Origin of the sequence: Paenibacillus senegalimassiliensis, from assembly GCF_001486585.1 — a bacterium.
GTDB classification, from domain to species: Bacteria; Bacillota; Bacilli; order Paenibacillales; family Paenibacillaceae; genus Fontibacillus; species Fontibacillus senegalimassiliensis.
The window spans coordinates 765,707-792,457 of record NZ_LN909046.1; the positions used below are offsets into that span (position 1 = coordinate 765,707).

30 protein-coding genes and 1 riboswitch are annotated in these 26,751 nt (G+C 51.1%); all 30 genes read left to right on the plus strand.

Features of this window, described 5'->3' with window-relative positions; all coding sequences use genetic code 11:
* The first annotated feature begins 1 nt into the window (after nucleotide 1).
* The 30 genes from BN3279_RS17585 to qcrB all read left to right on the plus strand — a co-directional run bounded on the left by BN3279_RS17585 (nucleotide 2) and on the right by qcrB (nucleotide 26,700).
* Nucleotides 2-877, plus strand: coding sequence for a UbiA-like polyprenyltransferase (locus BN3279_RS17585; protein WP_059052506.1), 876 nt, complete (start codon nucleotides 2-4; stop codon nucleotides 875-877).
* Nucleotides 874-1,491 (plus strand): UbiX family flavin prenyltransferase, encoded by a 618-nt coding sequence (locus BN3279_RS17590; RefSeq protein ID WP_059052507.1) that lies wholly within the window; start codon nucleotides 874-876, stop codon nucleotides 1,489-1,491. Before BN3279_RS17585 ends, BN3279_RS17590 begins: the two co-directional genes overlap by 4 nt.
* Nucleotides 1,472-2,338, plus strand: coding sequence for a menaquinone biosynthetic enzyme MqnA/MqnD family protein (locus BN3279_RS17595; RefSeq protein ID WP_059052509.1), 867 nt, complete (start codon nucleotides 1,472-1,474; stop codon nucleotides 2,336-2,338). Before BN3279_RS17590 ends, BN3279_RS17595 begins: the two co-directional genes overlap by 20 nt.
* Nucleotides 2,335-3,309 (plus strand): polyprenyl synthetase family protein, encoded by a 975-nt coding sequence (locus tag BN3279_RS17600; protein WP_059052511.1) that lies wholly within the window; start codon nucleotides 2,335-2,337, stop codon nucleotides 3,307-3,309. The genes BN3279_RS17595 and BN3279_RS17600 overlap by 4 nt, the downstream gene beginning before the upstream one ends.
* Before the next feature lie 119 nt (nucleotides 3,310-3,428).
* Entirely contained in the window at nucleotides 3,429-3,872 is a 444-nt protein-coding gene (gene ndk, locus BN3279_RS17605; RefSeq protein WP_059052512.1) for a nucleoside-diphosphate kinase, read from the plus strand.
* Nucleotides 3,863-4,696, plus strand: a complete 834-nt coding sequence (locus BN3279_RS17610; RefSeq protein WP_059052513.1) for a CheR family methyltransferase — start codon at nucleotides 3,863-3,865, stop codon at nucleotides 4,694-4,696. The genes ndk and BN3279_RS17610 overlap by 10 nt, the downstream gene beginning before the upstream one ends.
* A gap of 60 nt (nucleotides 4,697-4,756) precedes the next feature.
* Nucleotides 4,757-4,924 (plus strand): hypothetical protein, encoded by a 168-nt coding sequence (locus BN3279_RS24065; protein ID WP_187377817.1) that lies wholly within the window; start codon nucleotides 4,757-4,759, stop codon nucleotides 4,922-4,924.
* Nucleotides 4,925-5,223: 299 nt separating this feature from the next.
* Nucleotides 5,224-6,549 (plus strand): hemolysin family protein, encoded by a 1,326-nt coding sequence (locus tag BN3279_RS17615; RefSeq protein ID WP_082673114.1) that lies wholly within the window; start codon nucleotides 5,224-5,226, stop codon nucleotides 6,547-6,549.
* Nucleotides 6,550-6,638: 89 nt separating this feature from the next.
* Entirely contained in the window at nucleotides 6,639-7,808 is a 1,170-nt protein-coding gene (gene aroC / locus BN3279_RS17620; RefSeq protein ID WP_059052516.1) for a chorismate synthase, read from the plus strand.
* Nucleotides 7,808-8,911, plus strand: coding sequence for a 3-dehydroquinate synthase (aroB, locus tag BN3279_RS17625; protein ID WP_059052518.1), 1,104 nt, complete (start codon nucleotides 7,808-7,810; stop codon nucleotides 8,909-8,911). Before aroC ends, aroB begins: the two co-directional genes overlap by 1 nt.
* Nucleotides 8,904-9,278 (plus strand): chorismate mutase, encoded by a 375-nt coding sequence (gene aroH, locus BN3279_RS17630; protein WP_059052520.1) that lies wholly within the window; start codon nucleotides 8,904-8,906, stop codon nucleotides 9,276-9,278. The genes aroB and aroH overlap by 8 nt, the downstream gene beginning before the upstream one ends.
* 388 nt (nucleotides 9,279-9,666) lie before the next feature.
* Nucleotides 9,667-11,229, plus strand: coding sequence for an anthranilate synthase component I (trpE, locus tag BN3279_RS17635; RefSeq protein WP_059052521.1), 1,563 nt, complete (start codon nucleotides 9,667-9,669; stop codon nucleotides 11,227-11,229).
* Between the two features lie 21 nt (nucleotides 11,230-11,250).
* Nucleotides 11,251-12,288, plus strand: a complete 1,038-nt coding sequence (gene trpD, locus BN3279_RS17640) for an anthranilate phosphoribosyltransferase (protein WP_089153502.1) — start codon at nucleotides 11,251-11,253, stop codon at nucleotides 12,286-12,288.
* Nucleotides 12,278-13,111, plus strand: a complete 834-nt coding sequence (gene trpC / locus BN3279_RS17645) for an indole-3-glycerol phosphate synthase TrpC (RefSeq protein ID WP_059052525.1) — start codon at nucleotides 12,278-12,280, stop codon at nucleotides 13,109-13,111. Before trpD ends, trpC begins: the two co-directional genes overlap by 11 nt.
* Complete coding sequence (locus BN3279_RS17650; RefSeq protein ID WP_059052526.1) at nucleotides 13,111-13,779, plus strand: phosphoribosylanthranilate isomerase; 669 nt, start codon at nucleotides 13,111-13,113, stop codon at nucleotides 13,777-13,779. The genes trpC and BN3279_RS17650 overlap by 1 nt, the downstream gene beginning before the upstream one ends.
* Nucleotides 13,776-14,972 carry a tryptophan synthase subunit beta gene (trpB, locus tag BN3279_RS17655; RefSeq protein WP_059052527.1) on the plus strand — a complete coding sequence of 399 codons (1,197 nt, stop codon included), beginning with the start codon at nucleotides 13,776-13,778 and terminating at the stop codon, nucleotides 14,970-14,972. The genes BN3279_RS17650 and trpB overlap by 4 nt, the downstream gene beginning before the upstream one ends.
* Nucleotides 14,972-15,793, plus strand: coding sequence for a tryptophan synthase subunit alpha (gene trpA, locus BN3279_RS17660; protein WP_059052530.1), 822 nt, complete (start codon nucleotides 14,972-14,974; stop codon nucleotides 15,791-15,793). The genes trpB and trpA overlap by 1 nt, the downstream gene beginning before the upstream one ends.
* Before the next feature lie 41 nt (nucleotides 15,794-15,834).
* A complete protein-coding gene (hisC, locus tag BN3279_RS17665; RefSeq protein WP_059052531.1) occupies nucleotides 15,835-16,932 on the plus strand; it encodes a histidinol-phosphate transaminase in 1,098 nt (365 codons plus the stop codon).
* 40 nt (nucleotides 16,933-16,972) lie between these two features.
* Nucleotides 16,973-18,061, plus strand: coding sequence for a prephenate dehydrogenase (locus tag BN3279_RS17670; RefSeq protein ID WP_059054516.1), 1,089 nt, complete (start codon nucleotides 16,973-16,975; stop codon nucleotides 18,059-18,061).
* A gap of 278 nt (nucleotides 18,062-18,339) precedes the next feature.
* Nucleotides 18,340-18,442, plus strand: a riboswitch (TPP riboswitch).
* Between the two features lie 128 nt (nucleotides 18,443-18,570).
* Nucleotides 18,571-19,278, plus strand: coding sequence for a thiaminase II (tenA, locus tag BN3279_RS17675; RefSeq protein WP_059052536.1), 708 nt, complete (start codon nucleotides 18,571-18,573; stop codon nucleotides 19,276-19,278).
* A 35-nt stretch (nucleotides 19,279-19,313) separates the two neighbouring features.
* Nucleotides 19,314-20,162, plus strand: a complete 849-nt coding sequence (gene thiM, locus BN3279_RS17680; RefSeq protein WP_059052537.1) for a hydroxyethylthiazole kinase — start codon at nucleotides 19,314-19,316, stop codon at nucleotides 20,160-20,162.
* A complete protein-coding gene (thiD, locus tag BN3279_RS17685) occupies nucleotides 20,159-20,971 on the plus strand; it encodes a bifunctional hydroxymethylpyrimidine kinase/phosphomethylpyrimidine kinase (RefSeq protein ID WP_059052538.1) in 813 nt (270 codons plus the stop codon). Before thiM ends, thiD begins: the two co-directional genes overlap by 4 nt.
* A gap of 319 nt (nucleotides 20,972-21,290) precedes the next feature.
* Nucleotides 21,291-21,884, plus strand: coding sequence for an RNA polymerase sigma factor (locus BN3279_RS17690; RefSeq protein ID WP_059052539.1), 594 nt, complete (start codon nucleotides 21,291-21,293; stop codon nucleotides 21,882-21,884).
* Nucleotides 21,881-22,483, plus strand: coding sequence for a zf-HC2 domain-containing protein (locus tag BN3279_RS17695; RefSeq protein WP_059052540.1), 603 nt, complete (start codon nucleotides 21,881-21,883; stop codon nucleotides 22,481-22,483). Before BN3279_RS17690 ends, BN3279_RS17695 begins: the two co-directional genes overlap by 4 nt.
* A 70-nt stretch (nucleotides 22,484-22,553) precedes the next feature.
* Nucleotides 22,554-23,153 (plus strand): histidine phosphatase family protein, encoded by a 600-nt coding sequence (locus tag BN3279_RS17700; protein ID WP_059052541.1) that lies wholly within the window; start codon nucleotides 22,554-22,556, stop codon nucleotides 23,151-23,153.
* Nucleotides 23,154-23,301: 148 nt separating this feature from the next.
* Nucleotides 23,302-24,387, plus strand: a complete 1,086-nt coding sequence (locus BN3279_RS17705) for a hypothetical protein (RefSeq protein ID WP_059052543.1) — start codon at nucleotides 23,302-23,304, stop codon at nucleotides 24,385-24,387.
* 161 nt (nucleotides 24,388-24,548) lie between these two features.
* Nucleotides 24,549-24,734, plus strand: a complete 186-nt coding sequence (locus BN3279_RS17710; RefSeq protein ID WP_059052545.1) for an IDEAL domain-containing protein — start codon at nucleotides 24,549-24,551, stop codon at nucleotides 24,732-24,734.
* A gap of 128 nt (nucleotides 24,735-24,862) precedes the next feature.
* A complete protein-coding gene (locus BN3279_RS17715; RefSeq protein ID WP_059052546.1) occupies nucleotides 24,863-25,294 on the plus strand; it encodes a DUF2487 family protein in 432 nt (143 codons plus the stop codon).
* Between the two features lie 172 nt (nucleotides 25,295-25,466).
* Entirely contained in the window at nucleotides 25,467-26,009 is a 543-nt protein-coding gene (locus tag BN3279_RS17720) for a Rieske (2Fe-2S) protein (protein WP_059052547.1), read from the plus strand.
* A gap of 19 nt (nucleotides 26,010-26,028) precedes the next feature.
* Complete coding sequence (gene qcrB / locus BN3279_RS17725; protein WP_059052549.1) at nucleotides 26,029-26,700, plus strand: menaquinol-cytochrome c reductase cytochrome b subunit; 672 nt, start codon at nucleotides 26,029-26,031, stop codon at nucleotides 26,698-26,700.
* The last annotated feature ends 51 nt before the right edge of the window (nucleotides 26,701-26,751 follow it).

Sequence of the window (26,751 nt, forward strand, 5' to 3'; positions counted from 1 at the left end):
CATGTTTAAGAAAATTGGTATCTTTCTGCAAATGATTAAATTCGAACACACGGTGTTCGCACTGCCCTTTGCATTTATGGGCGCGCTCCTTGGTTCCGAGGTTGTCAACAATACGCTTCCCTCCTGGGCGCAACTTGGCTGGGTGTTGCTTGCCATGTTCGGAGCTCGCAGTGCTGCTATGGGGCTCAACCGGTTGATTGACCGGGTCAGTGATGCCAAGAATCCACGAACCGCGGGTCGTGCCATTCCGGCAGGCTTGCTCAAGATCGGGGAAGTCATCCTATTTATTATAGCTTCCTTCGTGCTATTGTTCTGGGCTGCGGCTGAACTCGAACCACTGGCGCTCAAATTACTGCCTATTGCTGTAGTGATGCTAGTGTTCTACTCCTACACGAAGCGCTTTACCTGGCTTTGCCATGTTGTGCTGGGTCTGACGATTGCTCTGGCTCCACTGGGAGGTTGGGCTGCGGTGACCGGGAAGGTCGATTGGACGGCAATGATTTTCTTTGCTACGATTACGTTCTGGATTGCCGGCTTTGATATTATTTATGCCTGTCAGGATGTTGAATTTGATAAGGAAGAAGGTCTTCATTCCATTCCGGTACGCTTTGGAGTGGCCAAATCGTTAAAGATTGCCCAGGCTTTCCATATTCTCACGGCGTTAGGCTTTATCGCCATGCTGCTCATGACGGATTTGGGCTGGTGGTATATTGCGGGTATGATTATCGCTTATTTGATATTGTTCTATGAGCATCATATCGTGTCTCCGGGGGATTTAAGCCGTCTGCAGACCGCCTTCTTTACGATGAACGGTGTACTCAGTATCGTGGTCTTTTCGTTTACTTTGATCGACTTGGTGGTGCGTCATTACAGATGAATAAGACCAAAACAATCGTTATTGGCATGACCGGGGCCAGCGGCTCCATTTACGGTGTTAAGCTGATTGAGACGCTGCTCGGCATGCAGTTTACCGTCCATCTGGTTATTTCCAATGCGGGCTGGCGGGTGATCAAGGAAGAACTCGGGTGGGATACGACGAATCGGGAAGAGGTGCTACGGACGAGCTTCGGCGCACTTCCCGGCAAGCTCGTGTACCATCCGATCGCCGATATCGGCGCTTCGATCGCCAGCGGCTCTTTTCTTACCTACGGTATGATCGTGATGCCTTGTTCGATGGGCACATTGTCCTCAATTGCGACGGGAGCATCCGATAATTTGATGGCCCGCGCGGCGGACGTCATGCTTAAGGAGGGGCGGCCGTTAGTGCTGGTTCCCCGCGAAACACCACTGCATGCCATCCACCTGGAGAACATGCTGAAGCTGTCTCGTTTAGGGGTTCGGATGATTCCGGCGATGCCAGCATTTTATTTTGGTCCACAGACCATCGATGATCTTGTGGCGTTTATGGTGGGCAAGGTATTGGACAATCTCGGTATCGAGCATGCCTTATTTCATAGATGGGGGGATCACGATGCAGAGCCGAAGCAATAAAGACATCCTCATCGGTAAAATAAAATATAGTAACGTATGGCCTGTATTCCACTATTTCGAGACGGCCCAGCTCTCGCAACCCAGCCGACTGGTAACCGAGGTGCCATCCAAACTGAATAGCCGGATGCTGGAGGGTTCGCTTGATATATCGCCGGTATCTTCCTTCGCCTATGGACATGGTAGCGACCGGTTAGTATTATTGCCTAATCTTTCGGTGAGCGCCGACGGCCCGGTTAATTCCATTCTGCTCTTCTCGCGGAAGCCGCCAGAGCAAGTGGCGAACGGCCGGATTGCCTTAACCAATACGTCGGCTACTTCGGTGAATTTGTTGAAGATTATTATGGAGAAGGCCTATGGCGGCAAGCCAAGCTATTGGAACAGCGAGCCTGATCTGGAAGCCATGATGGAAGACAGCGATGCGGCGCTACTGATCGGAGATCAGGCCATTCAAGCCTCGTGGCATCATCCCGGTTATATCATGACGGACCTTGGGGAGATTTGGAAGGCATGGACCGGATACGGTATGACCTTTGCCGTCTGGGCCGTGCAGCAGCCATTTGCCCGGAGTCATGAAGACTTTCTGGAGGAGATTACGTTGGCCTTTGAAGCCAGCAAGCAGAGAAGCCTTGCTGATGTGACGCCTCTGGTTATGAAGGCTTGCGAAGAATTGGGCGGCACCAGGGAATACTGGCAACACTATTTTCACAATTTACGTTATGATTTTGGACCGGAACGCCGTAAGGGTCTGTCGCTCTACTTCGATTACGCTTATGAAATGGGCTTGCTGGATCATCGGGTAGACATGGAAATATGGAATCATAATTCGTTGACACGGGTGAAAGAATGAAACTATTGGATATTTTTGGATCACTAAAAAAAGATATGGATTATATCGAGAAGCAGCTCTATCTGGCGATTGAGGACGATGATGGTCTGCTGAGCGAAACATCCCTGCATTTGCTAAAGGCGGGCGGGAAGCGATTGCGTCCTGTGTTCGTTTTGCTAGGTGGCAAGTTTGGGAATTACGATTTGCAGAAGCTGCAATACATCGCGGTGCCACTCGAAATGATCCATTCGGCATCGCTGGTACATGACGATGTTATTGACGATGCTGACACGCGGCGTGGGAAGGCTACGGTCAAGTCCAAATGGGATAATCGAATTGCCATGTACACGGGCGATTATATCTACGCCAAAGCGCTTCAGCAGGTAGCAAAGCTGGACAACCCATACATACATCAAATATTGGCCAAGGCAATGGTGGAGATGTCCATCGGTGAGATGGAGCAAATCCGCGATTTTTTCAATACCGAGCAGAGCGTCAGGAACTATTTGCTGCGGATTCGCCGCAAGACGGCTCTGCTGATTGCGATAAGCTGCCAGCTCGGGTCCATGGCAGCGGAAGCTTCCCATGAGGTAAGCACTGCGCTCTACCGATATGGCTACAATGTAGGCATGGCCTTTCAAATTCGCGATGATTTGCTGGATTTGCTTGGAACCGAGAAGACGATTGGCAAACCGCCAGGTAGCGATATGCGTCAGGGCAATATTACGCTTCCTGTGATCTTTGCCTTGCAGGAAGCAGAATTACGAGGCCCTCTGCTGCAAGAAATTCGCGGTATTCAAGCAAGTGATGGTACCGGACACGAGAAGCGGGCCATCGAGATGATTCGGGGAAGCCGTGGTATCGAACGAGCAGAGGTACTAGCTGACCGTTTTATTGACAAGGCGCTCAAGGCGTTAGAAGGGCTGGCGGATACTGCTTCGCGGACTCATTTGCAGGATATTGCCCGCTTTATCAATAAGCGCGCCTATTAATCTTTACCTATTTCGTGAGTATCTGGTAAAATGCAGATGAAACCGCCTTCTTTCCGTAGGAGCGGGCAAGGCGTCTAGCAAACGAATGGACAATGTTGACTTTTTTCGGGAGGGGAACCATGGAAAGAACTTTTTTGATGGTTAAACCAGACGGCGTACAGCGCGGATTGGTAGGCAGAATCGTTAGCCGGTTTGAAGATAAGGGCTTCCAAATGATTGCCGCTAAGCTGACCCAGGTGACGGAAGATCAGGCGAAGAAGCATTATACCGAGCATGAGGGAAAACCCTTCTTTGATGAACTGGTGGGCTTTATCACTTCCGGTCCGGTATTTGCCATGGTTTGGACGGGCGATGACATTATTACATTATCCCGGATGGTGATCGGTAAGACGAAGGTGACGGAGGCGTTGCCTGGAACTATTCGTGGGGATTTTGCCGCCCATACACCGTTTAATTTGATTCACGGCTCGGACGGCAGCGAAAGCGCAGAACGTGAAATCGCCAATTTCTTTACGGAACCGGAACTCATGAAGTATTCGAGAAGCGTGAGCTCATGGATATGAACCGCATCTTTCCCGAACTTCCCCGGGCAAACCAAGCAGAGACGGGTGTAGACCCCGATTATCTTGAATTCATTCAAGGCATCAAGAAGAGCACAGGCATCGATTTGGCCCAATATAAGGAAGCTCAGATGAAGCGGCGGTTAACTACGCTGCGTAACAAGAACGGCTATACCAAATTTACAGATTTCTATACAGCCATGATGGGCAATAAGTCGTTGTTTTACGAGTTCCTGGATAAAATGACGATTAACGTCTCTGAATTTTGGCGGAACCCGAATCGCTGGGAGGTACTACGGGACGAAGCTTTGCCTGAGCTATCTGCCGGACGGCCGAAGCTACGGGTGTGGAGCGCTGCCTGCTCGACTGGAGAAGAGCCTTATACGTTGTCGATGATTCTGGCAGATTCTGGACTGCTCGGTGGAACCTATCTGCTGGCTACGGATATTGATGAGGGAGCGTTGGCGAAGGCACAGGAAGGGCTTTATCTGGAGCGGTCGTTGAAGGACGTGCCCAAGGAGGTGGCCGAGCGGTATTTCACGGCGGAGGGTCAGATGTTTCGTTTTGATGCCAAGCTGAAGAAGGCGGTTACCTTCAAGAAGCAAAACCTACTGCTGGATACGTTCGAAGAAGGGTTCGACCTGATCGTATGCCGGAACGTCATGATTTATTTCACCGAGGAAGCCAAGCAGGTACTCTATCATAAATTTGCGGGTGCGCTTCGCCCCGGGGGCATTCTGTTCGTGGGCAGCACGGAGCAGATTTTCTCCCCAAGTCAATATGGGCTGGAGCCGGCGGAAACTTTCTTCTATCGCAAAAAGGCCTGATTGTATATTATCTCCTGAACTTTCCTATACTTGTAGCATACGGTCAATGGAGGTCAGGTTATGGACAAGCGAAAGGTAATCGAAGCTTATCAGCGGGGATTTCTGACGTCGCAGGAATGTGCGCAAGTGTTGGGAATCGAAAGTAGCCACCTGAAGCGGATGCTAGAAGACGTTCCGCTTGAGGGCAGGCGCCCTTGCCCTTTGGATAACCAGCCGGCTTCTGGCTAAGGGGTTCCTAAGAGGCGGTCGTTGCGCTGAACAGATGGTCCAGAGGGTCCAACTTGACAGCGGGGTGAGGATCTTCCTATAATAATTTATAATTACCGTCAGGAAGAGGTTTCATCCATGAATGCTTCGGACGACCCCGAGAGTAGCCAGCAAATACAATTGAATCCTTTAACATCCGTCTTTGACGGATGATCAGGCATAATCTGCGTCAAGCGATTGACGACGGGTTATGCCTTTTTGCGTATATCTAAGGATTCGTTACGGCAAAATAACGGGGAAATATTTGGAGGTGTGTGGGATTGGTTGAGCTTTTCATTATTCTTGTTTTGATTTTGATTAATGCTTTTTTTGCTGCATCGGAAATTGCCTTAATCTCCTTGAATGATAATAAAATAAGGGCAATGGCCCAGCAAGGCCATCGTAAGGCGAAGATCATTCTTAGCTTGCTCGGCGAGCCAAGTAAATTTCTTGCCACGATTCAAATCGGAATCACGCTGGCTGGATTTTTTGCCAGTGCCTTTGCGGGTGAGAGCTTTGCGGGTGACCTGGCTGCTTATCTGATTTTACTGGGTGTGCCGCTTGCGCCTTCCGTACTTAGCACAATTTCGTTGATTGTCATTACGTTGCTGTTATCCTACTTCCAATTGGTGCTTGGTGAACTCGTTCCTAAACGGGTAGCGATGAAGAGAGCGGAAAGCATGGCGATGCTCGCAGCTACTACACTTTCGGTGTTGTCCAAGGTGACCGCACCGTTCGTGAAGCTGCTTACCGGTTCGACAAATCTGATCGTCAGATTGTTCGGGATTGATCCGAATGCCAATGATGAAGAGGTGTCGGAGGAAGAGATTCGCATGATGCTGGATACCGGCACCGAGATGGGGACGATTCAGCCGATTGAGAAGCTGATGATTAATAACATCTTTGACTTTGATAATTTGACGGTTGATGAAATCATGACTCATCGAATTCATGTCGTAGGAATTCCGGTGGAGGCCGATCAGCAGACGGTTGCTGAACTGGCCGACAAAGCGCAATATACCCGATTTCCGGTCTATGAGGAGACGATCGATAATGTGATCGGGATTCTGCATAGTAAGGACTTGCTGCGTTATTTACGGGGAGGAGCGCAAGAAGACTGGAATTTGCAGGAGATGGTGACGCCGCCTCATTTCGTGCCGATGTCGAGGAAGACCAATGAATTATTTGAGGATATGCAGCAGAACCGCATTCAGATGGCTGTCATTGTGGATGAATATGGCGGAACGGCCGGGATCGTCACGATGGAAGATTTGCTGGAGGAAATCGTCGGGAATATTTATGATGAGCATGACAGTGAAGAGCGTGAATTCGAGCTAGTGGAGGAGGGACATTATTTGTTCAGTGGCACCATGTCGCTGCACGATGCCCAGGACGTGCTGGATATCCCTTTGCCGATAGAGGATTATGATACGCTAAGCGGATTTATGATCGGACGACTCAAGCGGATTCCTACAATTCAGGAGAAGCCGGAATTTGAATACCGGGGTTACATATTCGCTGTACGTGAGGTAGGGCAGCACCGGATTCGTAAGCTGGCCGTTATCAAACAGAGGGACTTTTCTGCGGAAAATGCAAACATCACGTGACAGAAGCAGGCGATCAATATTATAATGGGCAAAGATGAATAGATTTTAGCTCTTTACAGTTTAACAGTTTAAAGGGGGAACGCAACATCATGAGTTTACGTTACTTAACAGCGGGGGAGACGCATGGACCCCAGCTTACTGCGATTATCGAAGGATTGCCGAGCCACTTGCCGCTTGATTTTGAGGCGCTTAACTTTGAACTGGCTCGTCGCCAGAAAGGGTACGGCCGCGGCCGCCGCATGCAAATTGAAAAGGATACTGCCCAGATTGCCGGGGGTGTCCGCCATGGCTATACCACGGGTGCTCCTGTGGCGTTGATTGTAGAGAATAACGACTGGAAGCACTGGCAGAAGATCATGAACATAGAGCCGATGGAAGGTACGGATGAGGAGAAGCGCAGAGTGCATCGTCCCCGTCCTGGCCATGCCGACCTGAACGGCGGCTTGAAATATAACCATAAGGATTTGCGTAATGTGCTTGAGCGGTCCAGTGCCCGGGAAACGGCGATTCGCGTTGCCGTTGGTGCCGTTGCCAAGCAGTTCTTGGAGCATTTCGGCATTCGCATTGCCGGCCATGTTATTCGAATCGGCGAAATTGAGGCTCCGCCCCATAACCTGCCGCTATCAGAGCTGGCGCGCGTAACCGAGGCTTCTTCCGTGCGGGTAGCGGACAGCGAGACCGAGAAGAAGATGGAAGCTTATATTGATAAAATCAAAGAAGAAGGCGACTCCATCGGCGGGATCGTGGAATGCATCGTAGAAGGCGTTCCGGTGGGACTGGGTAGCCATGCACAATACGATCGCAAGCTGGACGGCAGAATTGCCCAGGCGGTCATGTCGATCAACGCCTTCAAGGGAGTAGAAATCGGTATTGGCTTTGAGGCGGGCACGATTCCTGGATCGCAGGTTCACGATGAGATTGTATATACGAAGGAACGTGGGTACCACCGGTCTACCAACCGACTGGGTGGCTTCGAGGGTGGCATGACGAACGGAATGCCTCTGGTGGTTCGCGGTGTGATGAAGCCTATTCCAACCTTATATAAGCCGCTCCAAAGTGTGGACATCGATACGAAGGAAGCTTTTGCAGCACAGGTGGAGCGTTCGGATGCTTGCGCCGTGCCGGCTGCCAGCGTAGTGCTTGAGCATGTTGTAGCATGGGAAGTAGCCAAGGCTTTTCTAGAGAAGTTCGGCGGTGATTCGATTCAGGAGATTGAACGTAACGTGCAGGGGTACCTGGCACAGTTGGAGGAATATTAATGAGAACGCTGCAGGTGGACCTGGGCGAGCGTTCTTATCCCATCTATATCGGCAGCGGGTTGCTGGCGCGTTCGGGAGAATTTTTCATAGAGCACAAGCTTTCGGTGAAGAGTCCCGTGCTAATCGTGACCGACGAGAACGTAGCCCCTTTATACCTTAATGTAGTGGAGACTTCGCTCCAGAACGCAGGCTATCGCACGGTTAGTGTGACCGTCAAGGCAGGGGAGAAATCCAAATCCCTGGAGGTCTATGAGAATCTCATGACAGCAGCGATTGAGGGCGGGCTTGACCGGCGCTCGGTTGTGGTTGCTTTGGGTGGCGGGGTGATTGGCGATTTGGCCGGATTTGTAGCGGCGACCTATATGCGCGGCGTTACCTTCGTGCAGATGCCAACGACAATTTTGGCTCATGATAGTAGCGTTGGTGGTAAGGTCGCCGTTAACCATCGACTGGCGAAGAACATGATCGGTGCCTTTCACCAACCGGAGTTGGTACTGTATGACGTGGATAGTCTGCAAACCCTGCCTCCCCGTGATGTTCGTGCCGGCTTGTCCGAAATGGTCAAGCATGGCCTGATCTGGGATGCTGCATTTGCTGCTTGGTGCCGTGAGCACACCGCTGAGTTGCTGGCTCTTGATCCGGATGCACTGGGCTACGGTCTGACGCAAGGCTGCTCCGTCAAAGCTCAGGTGGTGTCGGTGGATGAACGGGAGCAGGGCCTTCGGGCGATTCTTAATTTGGGCCATACGCTAGGGCATGCCATTGAAGCTACTGGCGGATATGGTGAATTCCTGCACGGGGAAGCGATATCGATCGGAATGGCTGCTGCAGCCAAACTGGCGGTGAACCGGGGCCGTGCGCCTAAGCTTTATGAGGAGACGGTCGCCTTGCTTGGCGGTTACGGCTTGCCTACCGCTATGCCAGGTCAGTTAAAGGCCGATGAATTAGTCCATGCCATGATGCATGACAAGAAGTTCAAGGAGCAGCAGATGGTGTTTGTTTTGCCGGTAGACATCGGAAAAGTAGAAATCGTGGATGATGTCACGTTGGAGGAAGTCCATCGGGTCATCGCCGAGCTGAAAGAGGAGGAACCACATGTATAACCGTGGCATTCGCGGAGCGACGACGGTCACCCGCAATGAGGAGCAGGAGATGCTGACGGCAACAGCCGATATGCTGAAGGAAATTGTGGAACGCAATCAAATCGTCCCTGAGGACATCAGCAGCGTTTGGATCACGGTAACGCCGGATTTGGATGCTACCTTTCCTGCAAGAGCGATTCGGGATTTGCAGGGCTGGGATATGGTGCCCTTAATGTGTTCTACCGAGATACCGGTGAAGGGTGCGTTACCGATGTGCATTCGTTTGCTGATTCATGTGAACACGACGAAGGGGCAGCGGGATATGAAGCATGTCTATTTGAATGAAGCAAGAATCCTCCGTCCGGATTTGGGCGTGTCCTCATCTTAATATGGAGAAGTTTGCTGACAGGCAGGGTTGCCAAACCAGCAGGTAATAAGTTATAGTTAAATCAGTTTTAGCTGAGTGAGTTTTAGTTGATTGTTTTGTTTAGAGCTGAGTAGAGCTGAGCCAGAGATGAGCCGAGTTTAGTTGAGTGAGTGCAGGTTCCATTGAGATTAGGATATGAACGTTGACCGCAGCGCGGAGTTGTGCGCAATTCTTCCGGGGGTTCGGAGATGAATTGGGCAGAATGCCGATATTGTGGCTTCTTAACCTATCTTAACTTTAGCGGAATCAGGCATTTTCAAATAAACCGCAAATCCAGAACCTCTACTTCGGTAGAGGTTTTTTTGTTTGTCCATAATGAACCCTATTATCCGAAAAGGAAGTGAAAGACATGGCAAATCCGCAAGTTGAAGAGGTTATTGCTTTGGCAAGTCAATATAATTTAATCCCGATTGCTCGTACGCTGCTCGCTGATCTGGAGACACCCATCCGGATATTTCGCCGAATTGCCCAGCGGGAGCGGGCGTTCCTGCTGGAAAGTGTAGAGGGGGGGAGTCAATGGGCGCGTTATTCCTTCATCGGTACAGACCCGTTTCTGCTGATCTCAGCAAAGAAGGGGGAAGTAACCATCGAGCGGGAAGGAGTAAAGGAACGGCTTCGCTCGGATAAACCTCTGGATGAGCTGAAAGCTATCTTACGCGGATACCGTAGTCCTAAACTTCCGGAAATGCCGCCGTTTACCGGGGGAGCTATCGGGTTCTTCGGTTACGACCTGCTACAATATTACGAGAAGCTTCCCTCTCATCCGGTGGACGACTTGAATTTGCAGGATATGCAATTCATGTTTTGTGACCAAATTATTGTGTTCGATCATGTGAAGCAACGAATATTGCTGATATCCAACGTGCATGTGAAGCCGGGCGCTCGGGACGAGGAGATTCGTCAGGCCTATGAGCTGGCAGAGCGGAAGCTGGATGAAGCTGCCGACTTGCTGCAGGAGGAGGGAGCAGGGGAGAGCTTCAATCGCCGTCCGGTGCCATCGATAACCGATCTTGGGGATATCCGCTCTAATCTGACCAAGGAGCAATTTATTGCAAACGTGGAGACAGCAAAGGATTATATTCGCGCAGGAGATATTTTTCAGGTTGTATTGTCCCAGCGCTTCCATATTGAAACAGAGGTAGATCCGCTGCATGTGTATCGAGTCCTGCGGACCATGAACCCATCACCTTATATGTATTATCTCAAGCTGGATGAAGAGATTATTGTCGGTACTTCCCCGGAGGCGCTGGTCAAGGTCGAGAATGGTCGGGTAGAGACGCGTCCGATTGCCGGCACAAGGCCACGGGGAGACACCGAGGAGAGCGATCTGGCATTAGAGGCGGAACTGCTTCAGGACGAGAAGGAACGTGCCGAGCATTTAATGCTGGTCGATTTGGGACGTAACGATCTTGGCCGGGTGTCTGACTTCGGCAGTGTCAAATGCGAGTCTTATATGGAAGTTGAACGCTACTCTCATGTTATGCATCTGGTGTCCAAGGTATCGGGGCAGCTTCGTGAGGATAAAGATTTCTTCGATGCTTTCCTGTCCTGCCTGCCAGCCGGAACTGTATCTGGTGCACCCAAGCTGCGGGCGATGGAGATCATTGCGGAACTGGAACGGGAAGCTCGCGGAACCTATGCCGGGGCCATTGGCTATCTAGGCTTCTCTGGCAACATGGATTCTTGCATTACGATCCGTACGATCGTATTCAAGGGAGGCAAAGCCTATGTGCAAGCCGGGGGAGGCATTGTATGGGATTCGATTCCGGAGAACGAATATCAGGAATCGGTCAACAAAGCGAAGGCACTGTTAACCGCGATTCGGACGGCTGAGCAAATGTTTCCGGTACCGTCCTCCTGTGATGACGTAATTAATCAAGATTATTTGTATGAATATACCCCAGGAAAATAAAGAGAGGAGCGAATTACGATGATGGAACAGCACACGGTACAGGCGGGAATCAGCCGCTTGATTGAAGGACAGAACTTACGGCGCGAAGAGGCACGAGGCATGATGCAGGCGATTATGGACGGAGAATCGACGCCTGCACAGATCGGCAGCTTGCTGACGGCCTTGCGTATCAAAGGGGAGACCGTCGAAGAGATTACCGGATTTGCCGAAGCGATGCGCGGAGCATCCAGCCGGGTGGATACGGAAGCACGGCAACTGCTGGATACGTGCGGAACGGGTGGCTCGGGGATTCATAAAATCAATGTATCAACAACGGCTGCCATTGTGGCGTCATCAGTATCGGTTCGGGTTGCCAAGCATGGTAATCGCTCTGCCTCTGGCCGTTCGGGAAGTGCAGATGTGCTTGAGGCACTGGGGGTAAATATCAGCCTGGATGCAGAGCAGGCCAAGCGTTGTCTGGATGAAATCGGCATCTGTTTTATGTTCTCACAGTTATATCATCCTTCTATGCGCCATGCTGCCGGACCTCGCAGAGAGCTGGGTATTCGCACCGTCTTCAATATGCTGGGGCCGCTCACTAATCCGGCCGGTGCGGACCGCCAGGTGCTGGGCATATATGATCGCAGCAAAACGACGACCATTGCCGAGGTGCTGCGCGAGCTTGGTTCCAAGCGGGCGCTGGTCGTAAGCAGCGAAGAAGGACTGGATGAAATCAGCCTATCTTCGGTCACTAAGGTATCGGAGCTTAAGGATGGTATCATCACTACCTATGATCTGCGTCCCGAGGAGTTAGGGCTGCGCTCTTATCCGCTGGAAGAAATGATCGGCGGCGATCCGTTGCAGAATGCTATGATTGTAAGGCAGGTTCTACAAGGAGAGAAGGGGGCTTGCCGCGACGTTGTGCTGGCAAACGCTGGAGCCTGCATTTATGTGGCCGGGCTGGCGGACAGTATTCGTGACGGCGTGGATATCGCTACGAAAGCTATTGATTCAGGTCATGCGTATAGCAAGCTGGAGCAGCTTATTCAAACGACAGGAGAATTGAGCTATGTATCTTGAGCGAATTGTAGAGACAAAGAAGCAGGAGGTTCAGCGGTTGGCTGAAACCTTCTCACGTATAGAGGCGGAAGAGCGCATTGCGAAGCTGGACCCGACACGCGGATTCCACCTTGCCTTGACCGAAGGACGCCAGAGGGATATTGGTTTGATTGCCGAGGTGAAGAAGGCATCTCCCTCCAAAGGGTTGATTCGTCCAGACTTTCATCCTGTAGCCTTGGCCGGGAGTTATGAGGGGGCTGGAGCAGATTGTATCTCTGTGCTGACCGATGAGACGTATTTCCAGGGAAGTGGTGCCTATCTGGAAGCTATTCGCAGGGCGGTAAGCATACCGCTATTGCGCAAAGATTTTATCATCGACGAACGGCAAATTTACGAAGCTCGGTTACTGGGCGCCGATGCAGTGCTACTGATTGCGGCCATCTTGACCGACTCGCAGCTACGCGATTATCTGGCCTTGTCTCAGGCGCTAAGCCTGGATGCGTTAGTGGAGGTTCATGATCATTTGGAGCTGGAACGGGTGCTTGCGTTAGGCACAGCCAAGCTAATTGGGATTAACAACCGGAATCTGCGGACCTTCGAGGTGTCGCTGGATACGACTGCTGACTTGGCCAAGCAGGTGCCTTCGGATGTGACACTCATTAGCGAGAGCGGGATCGCCTCTCGTAAGGATATAGAATACTTGAGCGCCAAGGGAGCCAAGGGTGTGCTGATCGGCGAAACCTTTATGCGGCGCGAGCAAGTTGGAGATGCCATTGAGGAACTGATGGGGCCGTTGCATACCGGGAGCAAGGCGAATTACAGCCTTGGAAAGGATGCGAAGTAATGAAGGAGACCGCCGTGAAAATTTGTGGACTTCAAAGCGTTGAAGTGCTAAAATCGATGATAAACTTACCTGTGGATTACGTCGGATTTGTATTTGCTAGGAGCAAGCGTCAAATCAGTAGTGAGCGGGCGGCGGAGCTGCTCCCTCTTCTCCGGGCATGGAGCGGCGGGGCGGCTCCGCGCAGCGTTGGGGTGTTCCTCAATCCTTCCATGGATGAACTGGAGGATGTGCTGCGGGCAGCGCCGCTGGATGTAGTGCAGCTTCATGGCACGGAAGACCCGGCCTTCTGCCGCGACGTCAAAGCTCGCTTTGGCGTGCAGGTGATGAAGGCCTTCTCCATCAAGGAGGACGGATCAGTGCATGGAAGACCGGACTTGACCGCTTATGCTGGTGTGCTGGACGGGGTCCTGCTGGATACGTACGATCCGAAATACGGCGGCGGCTCGGGACATAGCTTTAATTGGAGAGCAGTGAATCCTTACCGTGACTGGACAATGACCCAGGGGATACCGTTGTTTGTGGCTGGTGGTCTCCATCCGGGCAATGTTGAGCTGTTGATCGAGACGCTTCAGCCTGATGGCGTGGATGTATCAAGTGGCGTCGAGACTGGCGGCGTCAAAGATCTGGCCAAAATTACACAATTCGTGGAAAGGGTGAAGGGAAGATGAAGCAAGTACCGGACGAGCATGGACGTTTTGGCCCCTTCGGAGGCCGTTATGTGCCGGAAACCTTAATGAACGCTTTAATGGAATTGGAGCAATCCTATTTGACATACAAGGATGATCCCGCATTTCAGCAGGATATCGCTTACTTATTGAAGCAATATTCCGGCAGGGAGACTCCGCTTTATTACGCAGAGCGGCTAACCGAGCATTTAGGTGGAGCCAAGGTTTATTTGAAGCGTGAGGATCTGAATCATACAGGTGCCCACAAGATTAACAATGCCATCGGGCAAGGGCTATTAGCCAAGCGAATGGGTAAGCAGAAGGTGATTGCGGAGACAGGGGCTGGCCAGCATGGTGTGGCAACCGCTACCGTTGCGGCGCTGCTGGGTCTTGAATGCAAGGTGTTCATGGGAGAAGAGGACACCAAGCGTCAGCAGCTCAACGTATTCCGCATGAAGCTGCTTGGGGCGGAGGTCGTTCCTGTGCTATCCGGTACACGGACGTTGAAGGATGCGTGTAACGAAGCGCTACGCTACTGGGTCAGCCATGTACAGGACACCTTCTATATTCTCGGATCGGCAACGGGACCCCATCCTTATCCGATGATGGTGCGCAATTTCCAACGTATTATCGGAGATGAGACTCGGGCCCAAATTCTTCAGGCCGAGGGCCGACTGCCGGAGATGTTGGTTGCAGCGGTTGGCGGGGGAAGTAATGCGATTGGCATGTTCTATCCGTTTATCGAGGATACGGACGTTCAACTGGTCGGTGTAGAAGCCGCAGGCCGCGGCGTGGATACCGAGTTCCATGCTGCGACCATGACCAAGGGGACGAAGGGGGTCTTCCAAGGCTCGATGAGTTATTTGTTGCAGGATGAATTCGGACAGGTTCAGCCCGCTCATTCGATATCGGCCGGGCTGGACTACCCGGGCATCGGTCCTGAACATTCTTACCTGAAGGATATTCAGCGCGCTCGCTATTACCCGATTACGGACCAGGAGGCCTTGGATGCTCTGCAATTGTTGAGCCGGACAGAGGGGATCATTCCTGCCCTGGAATCGGCACATGCGGTAGCCCAGGTTGTCAAGCTGGCTCCGAAGATGGCTGCTGACGATATCATCGTCATCTGCTTGTCTGGCCGGGGTGATAAGGACGTGGAATCGATCATGGCCTACACGGAAGGGGGAGAAGCGTGATGAGCAACCAGGAGATCAATGGACTGGACGCTGCGTTTGCCAAGCTAAAAGCGGACGGACGGACGGCGCTAATCCCTTTTATTACTGTAGGAGACCCTGATCCTGAAACAACGCTGGACATTTTGGAGGCCTTGGAGCAGGCTGGGGCAGATGTGGTCGAGCTTGGCGTTCCGTATTCCGATCCACTTGCCGATGGTCCCGTCATTCAGCGCGCTTCCGAGCGGGCGCTTCGTCATGGCATTACGATTGCTTCCTGTATCCGTACGGCTGCGCAGGCTCGGGAGCGGGGCATTTCTTTGCCTTTCGTCCTGTTTACTTACTACAACCCTGTGTTGCAAATGGGAATTGAGGGTTTCTTACAAGAGGTTAATGCGGCGGGGATCAGCGGGCTCATTATCCCTGACCTGCCCTTCGAGGAATCGGAAGAGATGCTGGCATTAGCGGATGCTGCAAATATTAAACTTATTCCGCTGGTAGCACCGACGTCCAGTGGACGCATATCACGTATTTTGGACCGTGCCCGCGGGTTTATCTATTGCGTATCATCGCTGGGGGTAACGGGAGAACGGACCTCCTTCCATACCGACGTGGATGAATTCATCGCTTCCGTTAAGGCGCAAACTGACCTGCCGGTTGCCGTCGGATTTGGCATCTCCAGCCGGGAACAGGTTCAGCGGTTTGCGGAGCTTTGCGACGGGGCGGTCGTTGGCAGTGCTATTGTCCGCAAAATCGAGGACAGCATCTCCTTACTGGAGAACCGGGACACGAAATCACAAGCGTTATTGCAAATTCGCGACTTTGTGGCACAATTAAAATTATAGAAACACTGCAGGAGTAAGATTGTTACGAGGAGGATTTACGCATGCTACCGAAACCCCAGATCGTGAATTTGCCAGTGTATCAACCTGGCAAGCCGATTGAAGAAGTTAAGAAAGAGCTTGGCCTGGAGGAAGTCATCAAGCTGGCATCCAATGAGAATCCGTTTGGCTCCTCGCCGGAGGTTCAGGCAGCCATTACGCAGGAACTGGCGAACGTAAGCCTGTATCCGGACGGCAGTGCAGCGGAACTAACTGAACTGCTGGCGAGTCAACTTGGCGTAGCCAAGGAGCAGATTATTTTCGGCTGCGGCTCGGATGAGATTATTGCACTAATTGCCCGGGCCTTCTTCCTGCCCGGTGATGAGAACGTGATGGCTGATCAAACCTTCAGCGTTTATAAGAGCAATGCGGATATCGAAGGTGCTGTAAGTATTGAAGTCCCTTTGAAAGAAGGTACTCACGACCTTGAAGCTATACAGGCAGCCATCGGAGCAAAAACCAAAGTTGTCTGGATCTGCAATCCTAATAATCCGACCGGAACGATTGTCACCCGTGGTGAATTGCAGTCATTCCTGGACCGGGTGCCAGAGCACGTGTTGGTAGTGCTGGATGAGGCTTATGCAGAATATGTGACCGATGTGGATTACCCAAGCGGCATCTCACTGCTGAGTAAGTATCCAAATCTGGTCGTACTACGGACCTTCTCGAAGATTTACGGTCTGGCATCGTTGCGTATTGGCTACGGGGTTGGGCAGGCAAGTGTTATCAAACTGATCAACCAGGTGCGCGAGCCGTTTAACACCTCCCGTTTTGGGCAGGCGGCGGCCAAGGCGGCGCTTCGCGATCAGCAATTTGTTGAAGAGTGCCGAAGCAAAAATCGGGAAGGCATCGCTTATCTTTACCAGGAGTTTGACCGCCTGGGCTTATCCTATTTCCCGGCCCATGGTAATTTTATTATGGTTGATGTTCAGCGTCCAGCGAGCGAGATGTTCCAGGCCTTATTGAAGCTGGGGATCATTATTCGGGGCGGATTCGGCAAATATCCAACCTATGTTCGGGTCACTGTTGGCTCCGCAGAACAAAATGCCAAGTTCGTCACCGCCCTGGAGCAAGTGCTGGGTAAGCCGGCGGCTCGGGTGTAATCCTACTTTATTCGTAGAAAATGAGTGAGCATATATGACAATGAAAATTGCCATTTTTGGCGTAGGTCTGATCGGGGGTTCACTGGCGCTTTGCTTCAAGGGCAAGCCCGGGATTACGGTGATGGGTCATGCCCATCGTCCGGAATCGCTGAAACGGATGGAGGAACGTGGCGTCGTCGACATGGCGACTCTGTCTATGGAAGAAGCGGCGCAAGATGCCGATTTTATCTTTTTATGTGTACCGGTAGGGAAGCTGGAGGATTATTTGCAAAGGCTGTCCGGAATGTCGCTAAAGCCGGGCTGTATCGTAACGGACGTAGGCAGCACGAAGGCGTCGGTAGTCTCATGCGCTGCTACTCTTGCTAGCCCTGGCGTGCATTTCATCGGGGGACATCCGATGGCGGGTTCGGAACGCTCCGGGGTGGAGGCGGCCTCAACCTTATTATTTGAGAATGCCTACTATGTGTTGACTCCACCTCTGGACGTGCCGGAAGCAGCTTATGAGCGTCTTGCCCAGTTGTTATCGTATACCAAAGCCCAAATCGTTCGTGTTGACCCGGTCATGCATGATCAAATTGTTGGTGCGATTAGTCATTTGCCGCATATTATTGCCGTGGCATTGGTGAATCAGGTGCGTGGTTACAACGGGGACAACGAGCTTTATCGGCTGCTGGCTGCTGGTGGTTTTCGCGACATTACCCGGATTGCTTCCAGTGATCCGCTGATTTGGCGTGATATTTTGCTCAGCAACCGCGAGGTACTGCTCGGGCTTCTTAAGGATTGGAATCGTGAGATTGAAGGCTTTGTTGAGCTTCTGGAGGAGCGCAACGGGGAAGGTATTGAACAGGCGTTCCAAACAGCTAATCAGTTCCGTGGGGAGCTGCCAGAGCGGCGTAAGGGGGCCATTACCTCCTTGTTCGATCTTTATATCGATGTGCCTGACCATCCGGGAATTATCGGCCAGATTGCCACGGAATTGGGTCTTCGTCACATCAACTTGAGTAATATGCAAATTATTGAGAGCCGTGAGGACGTGCCGGGCGTGATGCGTCTATCCTTCCGTCAGGAGTCGGAGATGGAGCGGGGCAAAGCGCATTTGCAGTCGTTGGGATACACGGTTTATGTATGAGCAGGCACGCAGGACAGCGATTCTTCCAATCCGGGAGAGTCGCTGTTTTTATCTAGGGAGAGGGCTATTGGGATAAAAAAAAGACCGCTCTATGAGCGGTCCCATGTTCATTTTCAGAACATGCAGTTATTGGATAGGAGTGGAGAGAAACCATACTGTACTTTTATTATATGTATCCGTTTTCATTCTGTCAACAACTTTTTTTAGCGCTTTCATTTTGCTTGAAGAGGATTGACATCCCGTGTAGAGATGGGTACAGTAATAGTTAAATTGCATAGCAAATCCACTGGGGGAGCCGTGAACGGCTGAGACAAGAAGTATCTTGGACCCTTTGAACCTGATCTAGTTCGTACTAGCGTAGGAAAGTGGAGTCGGTCTTGACGTTCATGCATCTTTGGAGTTCATCCCAAGTTTGCTATTTATAAGCCGCTCCCTCTACGGGAGCGGCTTTTTTGCTTGGGTTTGAAGCAGAACATTAGCTAACAACATTTATTCGGAGGTGGGGAAGAATGAGTTTTGCCCAAGAACTACGCAGGCAAGCAGATGATATTTTTCAGGCTATTTTCAATCACCCTTTTGTGAGGGGAATTGCTGAAGGGCAACTGGAACGGGAGCAATTAATTCATTATGTCAAACAGGACTTTGAATATCTGAATGCCTACATGCGGATTTACGGTATTGCGATATCCAAGAGTGTAAGCCGTGAGGAGATGGCCATATTCCATGAGCAAATCGGATTTATTCTGAACAGTGAAATTCATCCGCATCAAAACTTCTGCCGGGTGGCCGGGGCTAAGTTCGAGGATTTGCAAGGCTTTCCGCTGGCTCCGTCGGCACATCACTATATTCGTCATATGCTAACAGTTGCTCATGAAGGCAGTCTTGGAGAAATTTATGCTGTGCTGCTCCCTTGTCCATGGACATACGTAGAGATCGGGCAAAGATTGCTAGCCGAGGTACAGCCTACTCCCGAGCATCCCTTCTACGATTGGATGCAGTTCTATGGCAGCAGGGCGGGCGGTGTGACTGGAGCGTTCGGGCTGGCGCTGGATCGCTGGGCGGAGACTTCGAATGCGCTGGAACGGAGAAAGATGACGGAGCACTTCTTACAAAGCTGCCAACTGGAGTATCAGTTCTGGGAGATGGCATACAGGCTGGAGGAATGGCCAGTGCCGCTGACTGGGGCGTTGTCGCTGGAGAACCTGACTGTACGTTAATAGAAATCTAAATCCGGAAAGAGGTTGGAATTCATATGGATACACTGGAAAAGCAATGTTCCGATTTGCTCGTAAAGGTACAGAAAACCAAGCCGCTTGTTCACAATATGACGAATGTTGTCGTGACTAATTTTACAGCCAATGGCCTGTATGCATTAGGGGCTTCCCCGGTGATGGCCTATGCCCCGGAAGAGGTAGCTGATATGGCGAAGATAGCCGGGGCAGTCGTCCTTAACCTGGGTACGTTGTCCACTCCACAGGTAGATGCGATGATTATTGCGGGTCGATCAGCCAATACCCATGGCGTGCCGGTACTCCTTGATCCGGTTGGGGCGGGGGCGACTACTTTCCGCACGGAATCAGCGCTGCGTATTTTACGCAAAGTCGAGGTGTCGCTGGTGCGGGGGAATGCCGCAGAGATCGCCAATCTCGTAGGGGAGTCCCGCGAGATCAAGGGCGTAGATGCCGGTGACAGCTCAGGGACAGAAGCGGCTGAGCTTGCAGTAAAGGCGGCAAGGGCCTTGAACACAACAGTAGCCGTGACCGGACGGGAGGATGTCATTACCGACGGACAACGATGCCGTATCATCAGCGGGGGCGATGCCTTGTTGACCCAGGTTACTGGCACGGGTTGCCTCCTTACGTCGGTGCTGGGAGCTTTTGCGGCGGTAGAGCAAGATATGCTGCTCGCGGGTACCGCCGGGTTAACCTTCTACGGAGCCGCTGCTTCCCGGGCGGCAGAGCGGACAGCACAATACGGTCCGGGTAGCTTCCAGATTGCGTTCCTGGATGAACTAGCGAAGCTGCATCCACATTCACTGAAAGGGTATGCTGCGGTGAGAGAGACTGAAGCGGCAGGTGCCGGAGGATGGTGGGTAGGATGAACCGGATTGCCCGAGCATTAACCATCGCTGGCTCGGACAGCGGTGGCGGGGCCGGCATACAAGCTGACTTGAAGACCTTCCAGGAGTTGGGGGCGTATGGTATGTCCGCACTAACCGCTGTCACGGTGCAAAATACGCTGGGCGTCTCCAAGGTCTACCCGTTGCCACCCATTGCCGCAGCCGAGCAGATCGATGCTGTCGGCCATGATCTGGGGGTGGATGCCGTTAAGACGGGCATGCTGTTCAGCGCCGAGATTATTGAGGCGGTGGCGGAGCGCATCGGTGCCTTCGGCTGGAGCCATGTGGTCGTGGACCCGGTGATGATTGCCAAGGGCGGAGCATCTTTACTTCAGCCGGAAGCGATGCAGGCATTGAAGACAGCTCTGCTGCCTTTGGCTTCTATAGTGACACCGAATATTCCGGAAGCGGAGGCTCTCTCCGGGATGAAGATTAACAATATGCAAGACCGACGTGACGCGGCGAAGCGAATTTGCGAATTTGGCTCGCGGCAGGTGGTCATCAAGGGGGGACATGCCGATCTCGGGCAGCAGGTCATTGATTTGTATTATGACGGCAGTGAATTTACAGAACTTGCTGGCAAACGCATTTCGACGCGACATACGCATGGTACAGGTTGCACCTTCTCGGCAGCCATTACGGCGGAGCTGGCTAAGGGGGTGGCAGATCTGCAGGCGGTTATCACAGCCCGAACCTTTATTCAGGCAGCTATAGAGAATGAGCTGGCTTTGGGACACGGACACGGACCTACGAACCATTTTGCTTATCGCTTGCAAGGAGCCTCACGGTGAATCATATAATGTAATTGGCAGTTCTTGGCTGATTGGAAGCAAGGACTGCCTTTTGCTGCAAGCTTTAGGACGACGAGGAAAGAGCAGGGAAATCTGCTTCTCTTGAATTAAGCCCAGAGAAGTGTTTTTTTAATTCCAAGTCCTGTGGTATAATATGTGCAATGTTTGGTTAAGCTGGTAAGTTCAATTTCGCCATGATCTGAATATTTATATAGATGTTACATAGAAAACCGCAACTTTTCGGACCCTGTTCGGTAATAATGGATACAAGAATCGAACGGGAAGAGGCCCATGGCAGCGCGAGGAGGATCGCACCCAAATGACGGATTCCCAAATGATTCGTGAAATCAAGGAAGGCAATACGGAGCTTTATTCGGAACTGATGAGAAGATATCAGCGCAAGATACTGGCCTTCGTTTATCACATGTTGAAGAGCGCTCATTTGGAGCTGCTCGCTGAAGACTTATGCTCGGAAACGTTCTACAAAGCATTTCGCAGCTTGCACTCCTTCCGGGAGGTGGATGCTTCTTTCTCGACCTGGTTGTACACCATTGCTCGTAACACCGTATTAAGTGAACTTCGCAAGCAAAGAACCGGCAACATCTCCTTGGACGAAAGTGGTTATGTACCTGTCGCTTCAAGTGAGGCCGTTCCTGAGCAAGCGGTGCTGCGGAGCGAGAAGGTCGGTATGGTGAGAGAGGCCATCAACAATTTGCCGGAGAAGCAGCGTTCCGCCTTGATTCTGCGCGAATATGACCAACTGGATTATCAGGAGATTGCGGGTATCCTGGGACAGAGCGTCAGTGCAGTCAAGTCGCTGTTGTTTCGTGCGCGAACCAGCGTTAAGAGTCAGCTTGAACCCTACTTTTACGAACCGATCTATGAGCAATATGAAGGGATGAAAAGCAGATGAACTGTAGAGAGGCCCAGGAACTGTTCGGTTTGATGCGAGATTTACCCGAACAAGATCCTCAGCGACGGATGTTGGAGTGGCACCTTCTGGGCTGTGATTCCTGTGCCGCGGAATATCGGCAATGGGAAGAAAGCCTGGAGATGTTGCAGTACACTCCAATAGAAGTTACGGAAGAGCAGGCAGAAGAGGTTAATCGGCGGGTTATGGATCGAATTTATGCCGAATCGCCTTGGCTCGCTCCTGACGTGAAGCGTGGCGTGAGCCGACGATTCCGGAGGCGCGTCATGATCTGGGCGGCAAGCTTCCTGGCCGTATTCCTGTTTAGCTCTGCGCTTCTGCTGATGGATCAGGTTTCGCCTGGGCAGCAAGTGGCTGAACCGAAAACTGGCATATTGCCAACGGCGGTAGCGGCTGCGGACACCAATGCGGAAATATACGGTGATTTAACATTTGCGTTACCTGGTGAATCAAGAGGAATCGTAGAACCCTTTGCTGTGCAGATGGGACCTGCTTATCCGCAATATTGGATGATGTTATCCATGGGCGGTATGTTGTTGGCGCTGGTGTCATGGAAGGGATTGCGCCGTAGTAGACGATAACCAAGAAGGCTAGACGCTTCTACCGCTTTTGAGGCGGCAGGGGCGTTTATTTATATTGAGGGGGATGCTTATGTTGGTAGGGTTGGTACGTCATGGCTTGACCGATTGGAATCAGGCCGGGAGAATACAAGGGCAAAGCGACATTCCGCTGAATGATGAAGGCCGGAGCCAAGCCAGAAGGTTGGCCCGAAGATTGCAGGAAGAACCTGAATACCGCTGGGACTTCGTTATTACAAGCGGTCTGTCCCGTGCACAGGAGACGGGTAGCATTATTGCCGAGGCGTTGCAGATCCCGTTATATGACCCCGATTCACGCCTAATGGAGAAAGCGTTTGGCCAAGCTGAGGGCTTGACTCATACGGAACGTGAGACGCTTTGGGGTATGGATTGGGATCAACAGGATTTAGGGCAGGAGAAGGATGAGGCAATCCGTGAGCGTGCCTTGTCATTTATGCATGATCTGGCAGAGCGATATCCAGATAAGCAGGTGCTTGTGATCTCGCATGGTGGCTTGCTGGCCCAGCTATACATTGCCTTGTATGAACAAACTTACATGGAGCGAATCGGCAATTTGTCATTAACCGTTCTGGAGAAGCAATCGGAGCATTGGGATATGCGGTTATACAACTGCACCCGGCATTTGCAGGAAATGATAGAGGAGAAGAAATAAATCGGCAGTGTTCCGGTTTATTTTTTTTCGTTTTTTTATAAATATGGAAGCAATATAATCCTTATCCTGCATAGAAATTTCTCCGCTTGGGAATAAATGCCGGAAAACCTTCCCATAATGGGATTAAAACGGCGCGAGGGGATGAAAGATGGATCTGGCAGATATGCTGACGTATACGGACATTGGACAGCTTAGTAGAATTGCTAATCATTACCAATGTGAATGCAGCGGACATTCCAAGCATGAATTGATTCAGTCCATCCTGCAAACCGTGAGCCGAAGAGATTTTATTGACCATCATGTGAGTGAAATGAGTCTGGAAGACCTGCGTTTTTTGAACACGTTGTTATTTGATGGCCGAAGGCAATTTAGTCTGGAGGAACTGGTAGCTTGTGCCCAGGCATCCCGGTTCACCGAAGACGCCAAGGAGCGGGAAAGTCCAAGAGATATGATTACACGGTTTCGGCAGAGGGGCTGGCTGTTTAACGGGACGACCCATCATACGCGCTACTTGTTTGAAATTCCGGAGGATTTGAAGCGTCGGTTCCGTGAAGTGCTGGAACGACGTTTTGTCAGCGGAATACAAGCGGCTCCAGAGCCGTTCATGTACCGTGAGGAACCGAATATGCTCGCTGCAGATTTGTTGCTGCTCTTGCAGTATGTAGCGGGTCATGACATTCCCTTGAACGGGGAAGGCGTGATGTATCGCAGAAATCAGTTACAGCTTATGGAGACCTTGCATGTATCCGAGTCTTTAAACGGGAAAGGGTGGCGCTTTGGCTACGGCCGGAGATTCAGGGATTACCCGAATCGCCTGGCCTTGCTATACGATTACGCCCATCATTCCTGCTTGATTCGCGAGAACGCCGATGCCCTGGAGTTAACGGAGGCTGGTAGAGAGTACTTAACGGAGCAGCGCCAAGAGCCGATGATGCAATTCGTTCGCTTTTGGTTAAGAATATACAAAGGTCCGATCCCTAACTTGCTTTCGTTGATTTACTGGACTTTATGCTGTTCCAAGGACTGGGTGACGTTGTCTTCGTTGTATGAGAGGGTGGAATGCCTGATTAAGCCTTTCTTCTACGATACCCCTGCATCCATATTTGAAGAACGTCTGATTCAGATGATGCTTCACTTGGGGATAGTGCGTATTGGGGAGGATCAGCAGCGGGAACGTTACGTACAGGCGACTCCTTTTGGACAGATGGTCATCGCTGAGCTAAGGCTCTCCTAAGTACATATTCAGGTTTGTACCGCTATGATGGGCAAGCGCATATTCGTGAGAATGGGGGCGGTTATCCCTAAACGGTGGGGATAATGGTGAATATGCTTTAGTAGGAGCAGGTTATCGGCGCCGGACATAATCTCTTAAACCATAGTTTGGAGGTGCATCCTATGGATCAAATGAAGGTTACTTATGAAGCAATGCTCAGTTTGGCAGCGGAAATGATATGGGACGAAGCGCTTCGCAAACACCGTTCGGAACAAATCTACAGCGAGATTGACTCCGCCTTGGCGCAGGGGGATGAGGTTGCCTTCCGGCTCCTGACGGATGAACTGAAGACATTGGAAGAACGTTAGCTTGAGTGAACCGCTCTGACCATCATGATATTATGATGGATTGGAGCGGTTTTTTTGGTAGCGGGTGGTATTGTCTTGGCTGCATGTATATAATTTGGAAAGAAATATATCAGAAAAGAGGTTGTCCTATGAAATTCAGCGAGATTGAGCCTGCTGCCTGGGAAGAGCTGCAGCCCTACTTGGATACTTGTCTCCTTCCGGTGACTGGATTAACGGGACATGAGGCGCCCGCCGAAGTCACAGAGAAATTGAGAAGTCTTCAGAAGCTGATTGATATGATTGAAATTCCTTTCAGGGGAAGAGTTGTTACTTATCCGGCTATACAGTACGGGAATGAGAATTTGGAGAAGAACGTTAACGATATTTGTCGAAATGTCAAGTCTAGTGGATTTGTCTATTCCATCGTGGTTGTCATGCAGGAAAATTGGCTTAAGGATGCTGTGCCGGATGCCGACTTTATCTTGTCCCCACGCGGTTTTTCTGAGGTGGAGGGTGGGACGCCCGAAGAGTGGGTGAAGGCGGAAATTCAAAGATTATGGCAAGGGCATGTCAATGTTTAAATGTGACTAATTAACGACAATTTGAAGATAGATTGGGAATGTTACCTGGAAAAAATGTGTCTAATTCTTGACGGTCTTAAAAGCCTAATATATGATAAATGTGTCTGCCGCGGTTTGTGATGAATGTCATTGAACCGTCAGGAATTTTGTTTGCAAAGGGGGTTGAAGACTTATGAGCCATCAGCAGGACCCGCATGAATCTTTACATAAACCGCCTACTCGCAAGGAAATGTCCCGGCGGCAATTTCTTACATACACGCTTGGTGGAGCCACCGCATTTATGATGGGCGGGGTAGCACTTCCTATGGTTCGGTTTGCGGTTGATCCGATCCTGCACAAGAAAGGGGAAGGCGACTTCGTCAAAGTGGTGGAGGCCCGGGAGATTACGGATGAACCACAGGAATTTAATTTTGAATTAAAACAACAGGACGGATGGTATTTGAGCACGTCCAAGCTCACAGCCTGGATCCGTAAAGACGCGAACGGAAAAGTTTATGCGCTTTCACCAATCTGTAAACATTTGGGATGTACCGTGGGATGGGACAGTGACCGCAACTTTCCAGATGAATATCATTGCCCTTGCCATGGTGCTCATTACACCAAGGAAGGCAAGCAACTGGCGGTTGCATCCAGTCCGCTTGACGAGTATAAGGTCATGATTAAGGATGACTGGGTATATCTGGGGGATATTATCCCGAACACCATCGTGAAATGAAGAGGGGGCGCACAATCGGATGTTTAAAAACGTATACGACTGGATAGACGAACGTCTTGATATCACGCCGATTTGGCGCGATGTGGCCGATCACGAGGTTCCGGAGCATGTCAACCCGGCACATCATTTCTCCGCTTTTGTGTATTGCTTTGGAGGATTAACGTTCTTTATCACAGTCATACAAATTTTATCGGGGATGTTCCTAACGATGTATTACGTGCCGGACATCATTAACGCTTATGCTAGTGTAGAGTATTTGCAAACTCAGGTAGCTTTCGGGCAAATTGTACGGGGTATGCATCACTGGGGAGCCAGCTTGGTCATTGTGATGATGTTTCTTCATACGTTACGGGTATTCTTTACCGGGTCGTACAAAGCGCCGCGTGAAATGAACTGGGTTGTTGGGATGCTGATTTTCTTCGTCATGATCGGGCTTGGCTTAACCGGTTATTTGCTCCCATGGGACAACAAAGCCTACTTTGCTACAAAGGTAACTCTGGAAATCGCCAACTCGGTGCCTGTGCTTGGACCGGTGATGAAGGAACTGTTGCAGGGCGGCAGCATTGTTGGTGCGGAGACGTTAACCCGATTCTTCGCCATCCATGTGTTCTTCCTTCCGGCCGTGCTATTAATCCTATTGGTAGGCCATTTCATTATGATTCGCAGACAAGGAATTTCCGGGCCATTATAAGATTGAGTTCAAAAGTCGTCATGACTTTTTGAACAACCTCTATAGCTCTGA

Excerpts from the sequence above, each read along its gene's own strand:
- trpB (WP_059052527.1), top strand. The coding sequence starts at position 13,776 with ATGAAGCAAGTACCGGACGAGCATGGACGTTTTGGCCCCTTCGGAGGC.
- BN3279_RS17690 (WP_059052539.1), top strand. The coding sequence starts at position 21,291 with ATGACGGATTCCCAAATGATTCGTGAAATCAAGGAAGGCAATACGGAG.
- tenA (WP_059052536.1), top strand. The coding sequence starts at position 18,571 with ATGAGTTTTGCCCAAGAACTACGCAGGCAAGCAGATGATATTTTTCAG.
- trpD (WP_089153502.1), top strand. The coding sequence starts at position 11,251 with ATGGAACAGCACACGGTACAGGCGGGAATCAGCCGCTTGATTGAAGGA.
- BN3279_RS17710 (WP_059052545.1), top strand. The coding sequence starts at position 24,549 with ATGGATCAAATGAAGGTTACTTATGAAGCAATGCTCAGTTTGGCAGCG.
- trpC (WP_059052525.1), top strand. The coding sequence starts at position 12,278 with ATGTATCTTGAGCGAATTGTAGAGACAAAGAAGCAGGAGGTTCAGCGG.
- trpE (WP_059052521.1), top strand. The coding sequence starts at position 9,667 with ATGGCAAATCCGCAAGTTGAAGAGGTTATTGCTTTGGCAAGTCAATAT.
- BN3279_RS17715 (WP_059052546.1), top strand. The coding sequence starts at position 24,863 with ATGAAATTCAGCGAGATTGAGCCTGCTGCCTGGGAAGAGCTGCAGCCC.
- BN3279_RS17720 (WP_059052547.1), top strand. The coding sequence starts at position 25,467 with ATGAGCCATCAGCAGGACCCGCATGAATCTTTACATAAACCGCCTACT.
- aroC (WP_059052516.1), top strand. The coding sequence starts at position 6,639 with ATGAGTTTACGTTACTTAACAGCGGGGGAGACGCATGGACCCCAGCTT.
- aroB (WP_059052518.1), top strand. The coding sequence starts at position 7,808 with ATGAGAACGCTGCAGGTGGACCTGGGCGAGCGTTCTTATCCCATCTAT.
- BN3279_RS17595 (WP_059052509.1), top strand. The coding sequence starts at position 1,472 with ATGCAGAGCCGAAGCAATAAAGACATCCTCATCGGTAAAATAAAATAT.
- BN3279_RS17670 (WP_059054516.1), top strand. The coding sequence starts at position 16,973 with ATGAAAATTGCCATTTTTGGCGTAGGTCTGATCGGGGGTTCACTGGCG.
- trpA (WP_059052530.1), top strand. The coding sequence starts at position 14,972 with ATGAGCAACCAGGAGATCAATGGACTGGACGCTGCGTTTGCCAAGCTA.
- BN3279_RS17590 (WP_059052507.1), top strand. The coding sequence starts at position 874 with ATGAATAAGACCAAAACAATCGTTATTGGCATGACCGGGGCCAGCGGC.
- BN3279_RS17650 (WP_059052526.1), top strand. The coding sequence starts at position 13,111 with ATGAAGGAGACCGCCGTGAAAATTTGTGGACTTCAAAGCGTTGAAGTG.
- aroH (WP_059052520.1), top strand. The coding sequence starts at position 8,904 with ATGTATAACCGTGGCATTCGCGGAGCGACGACGGTCACCCGCAATGAG.
- BN3279_RS17705 (WP_059052543.1), top strand. The coding sequence starts at position 23,302 with ATGGATCTGGCAGATATGCTGACGTATACGGACATTGGACAGCTTAGT.
- BN3279_RS17610 (WP_059052513.1), top strand. The coding sequence starts at position 3,863 with ATGGATATGAACCGCATCTTTCCCGAACTTCCCCGGGCAAACCAAGCA.
- ndk (WP_059052512.1), top strand. The coding sequence starts at position 3,429 with ATGGAAAGAACTTTTTTGATGGTTAAACCAGACGGCGTACAGCGCGGA.
- BN3279_RS17700 (WP_059052541.1), top strand. The coding sequence starts at position 22,554 with ATGTTGGTAGGGTTGGTACGTCATGGCTTGACCGATTGGAATCAGGCC.
- BN3279_RS17600 (WP_059052511.1), top strand. The coding sequence starts at position 2,335 with ATGAAACTATTGGATATTTTTGGATCACTAAAAAAAGATATGGATTAT.
- qcrB (WP_059052549.1), top strand. The coding sequence starts at position 26,029 with ATGTTTAAAAACGTATACGACTGGATAGACGAACGTCTTGATATCACG.
- BN3279_RS17585 (WP_059052506.1), top strand. The coding sequence starts at position 2 with ATGTTTAAGAAAATTGGTATCTTTCTGCAAATGATTAAATTCGAACAC.
- hisC (WP_059052531.1), top strand. The coding sequence starts at position 15,835 with ATGCTACCGAAACCCCAGATCGTGAATTTGCCAGTGTATCAACCTGGC.
- thiM (WP_059052537.1), top strand. The coding sequence starts at position 19,314 with ATGGATACACTGGAAAAGCAATGTTCCGATTTGCTCGTAAAGGTACAG.
- BN3279_RS17695 (WP_059052540.1), top strand. The coding sequence starts at position 21,881 with ATGAACTGTAGAGAGGCCCAGGAACTGTTCGGTTTGATGCGAGATTTA.
- BN3279_RS24065 (WP_187377817.1), top strand. The coding sequence starts at position 4,757 with ATGGACAAGCGAAAGGTAATCGAAGCTTATCAGCGGGGATTTCTGACG.
- thiD (WP_059052538.1), top strand. The coding sequence starts at position 20,159 with ATGAACCGGATTGCCCGAGCATTAACCATCGCTGGCTCGGACAGCGGT.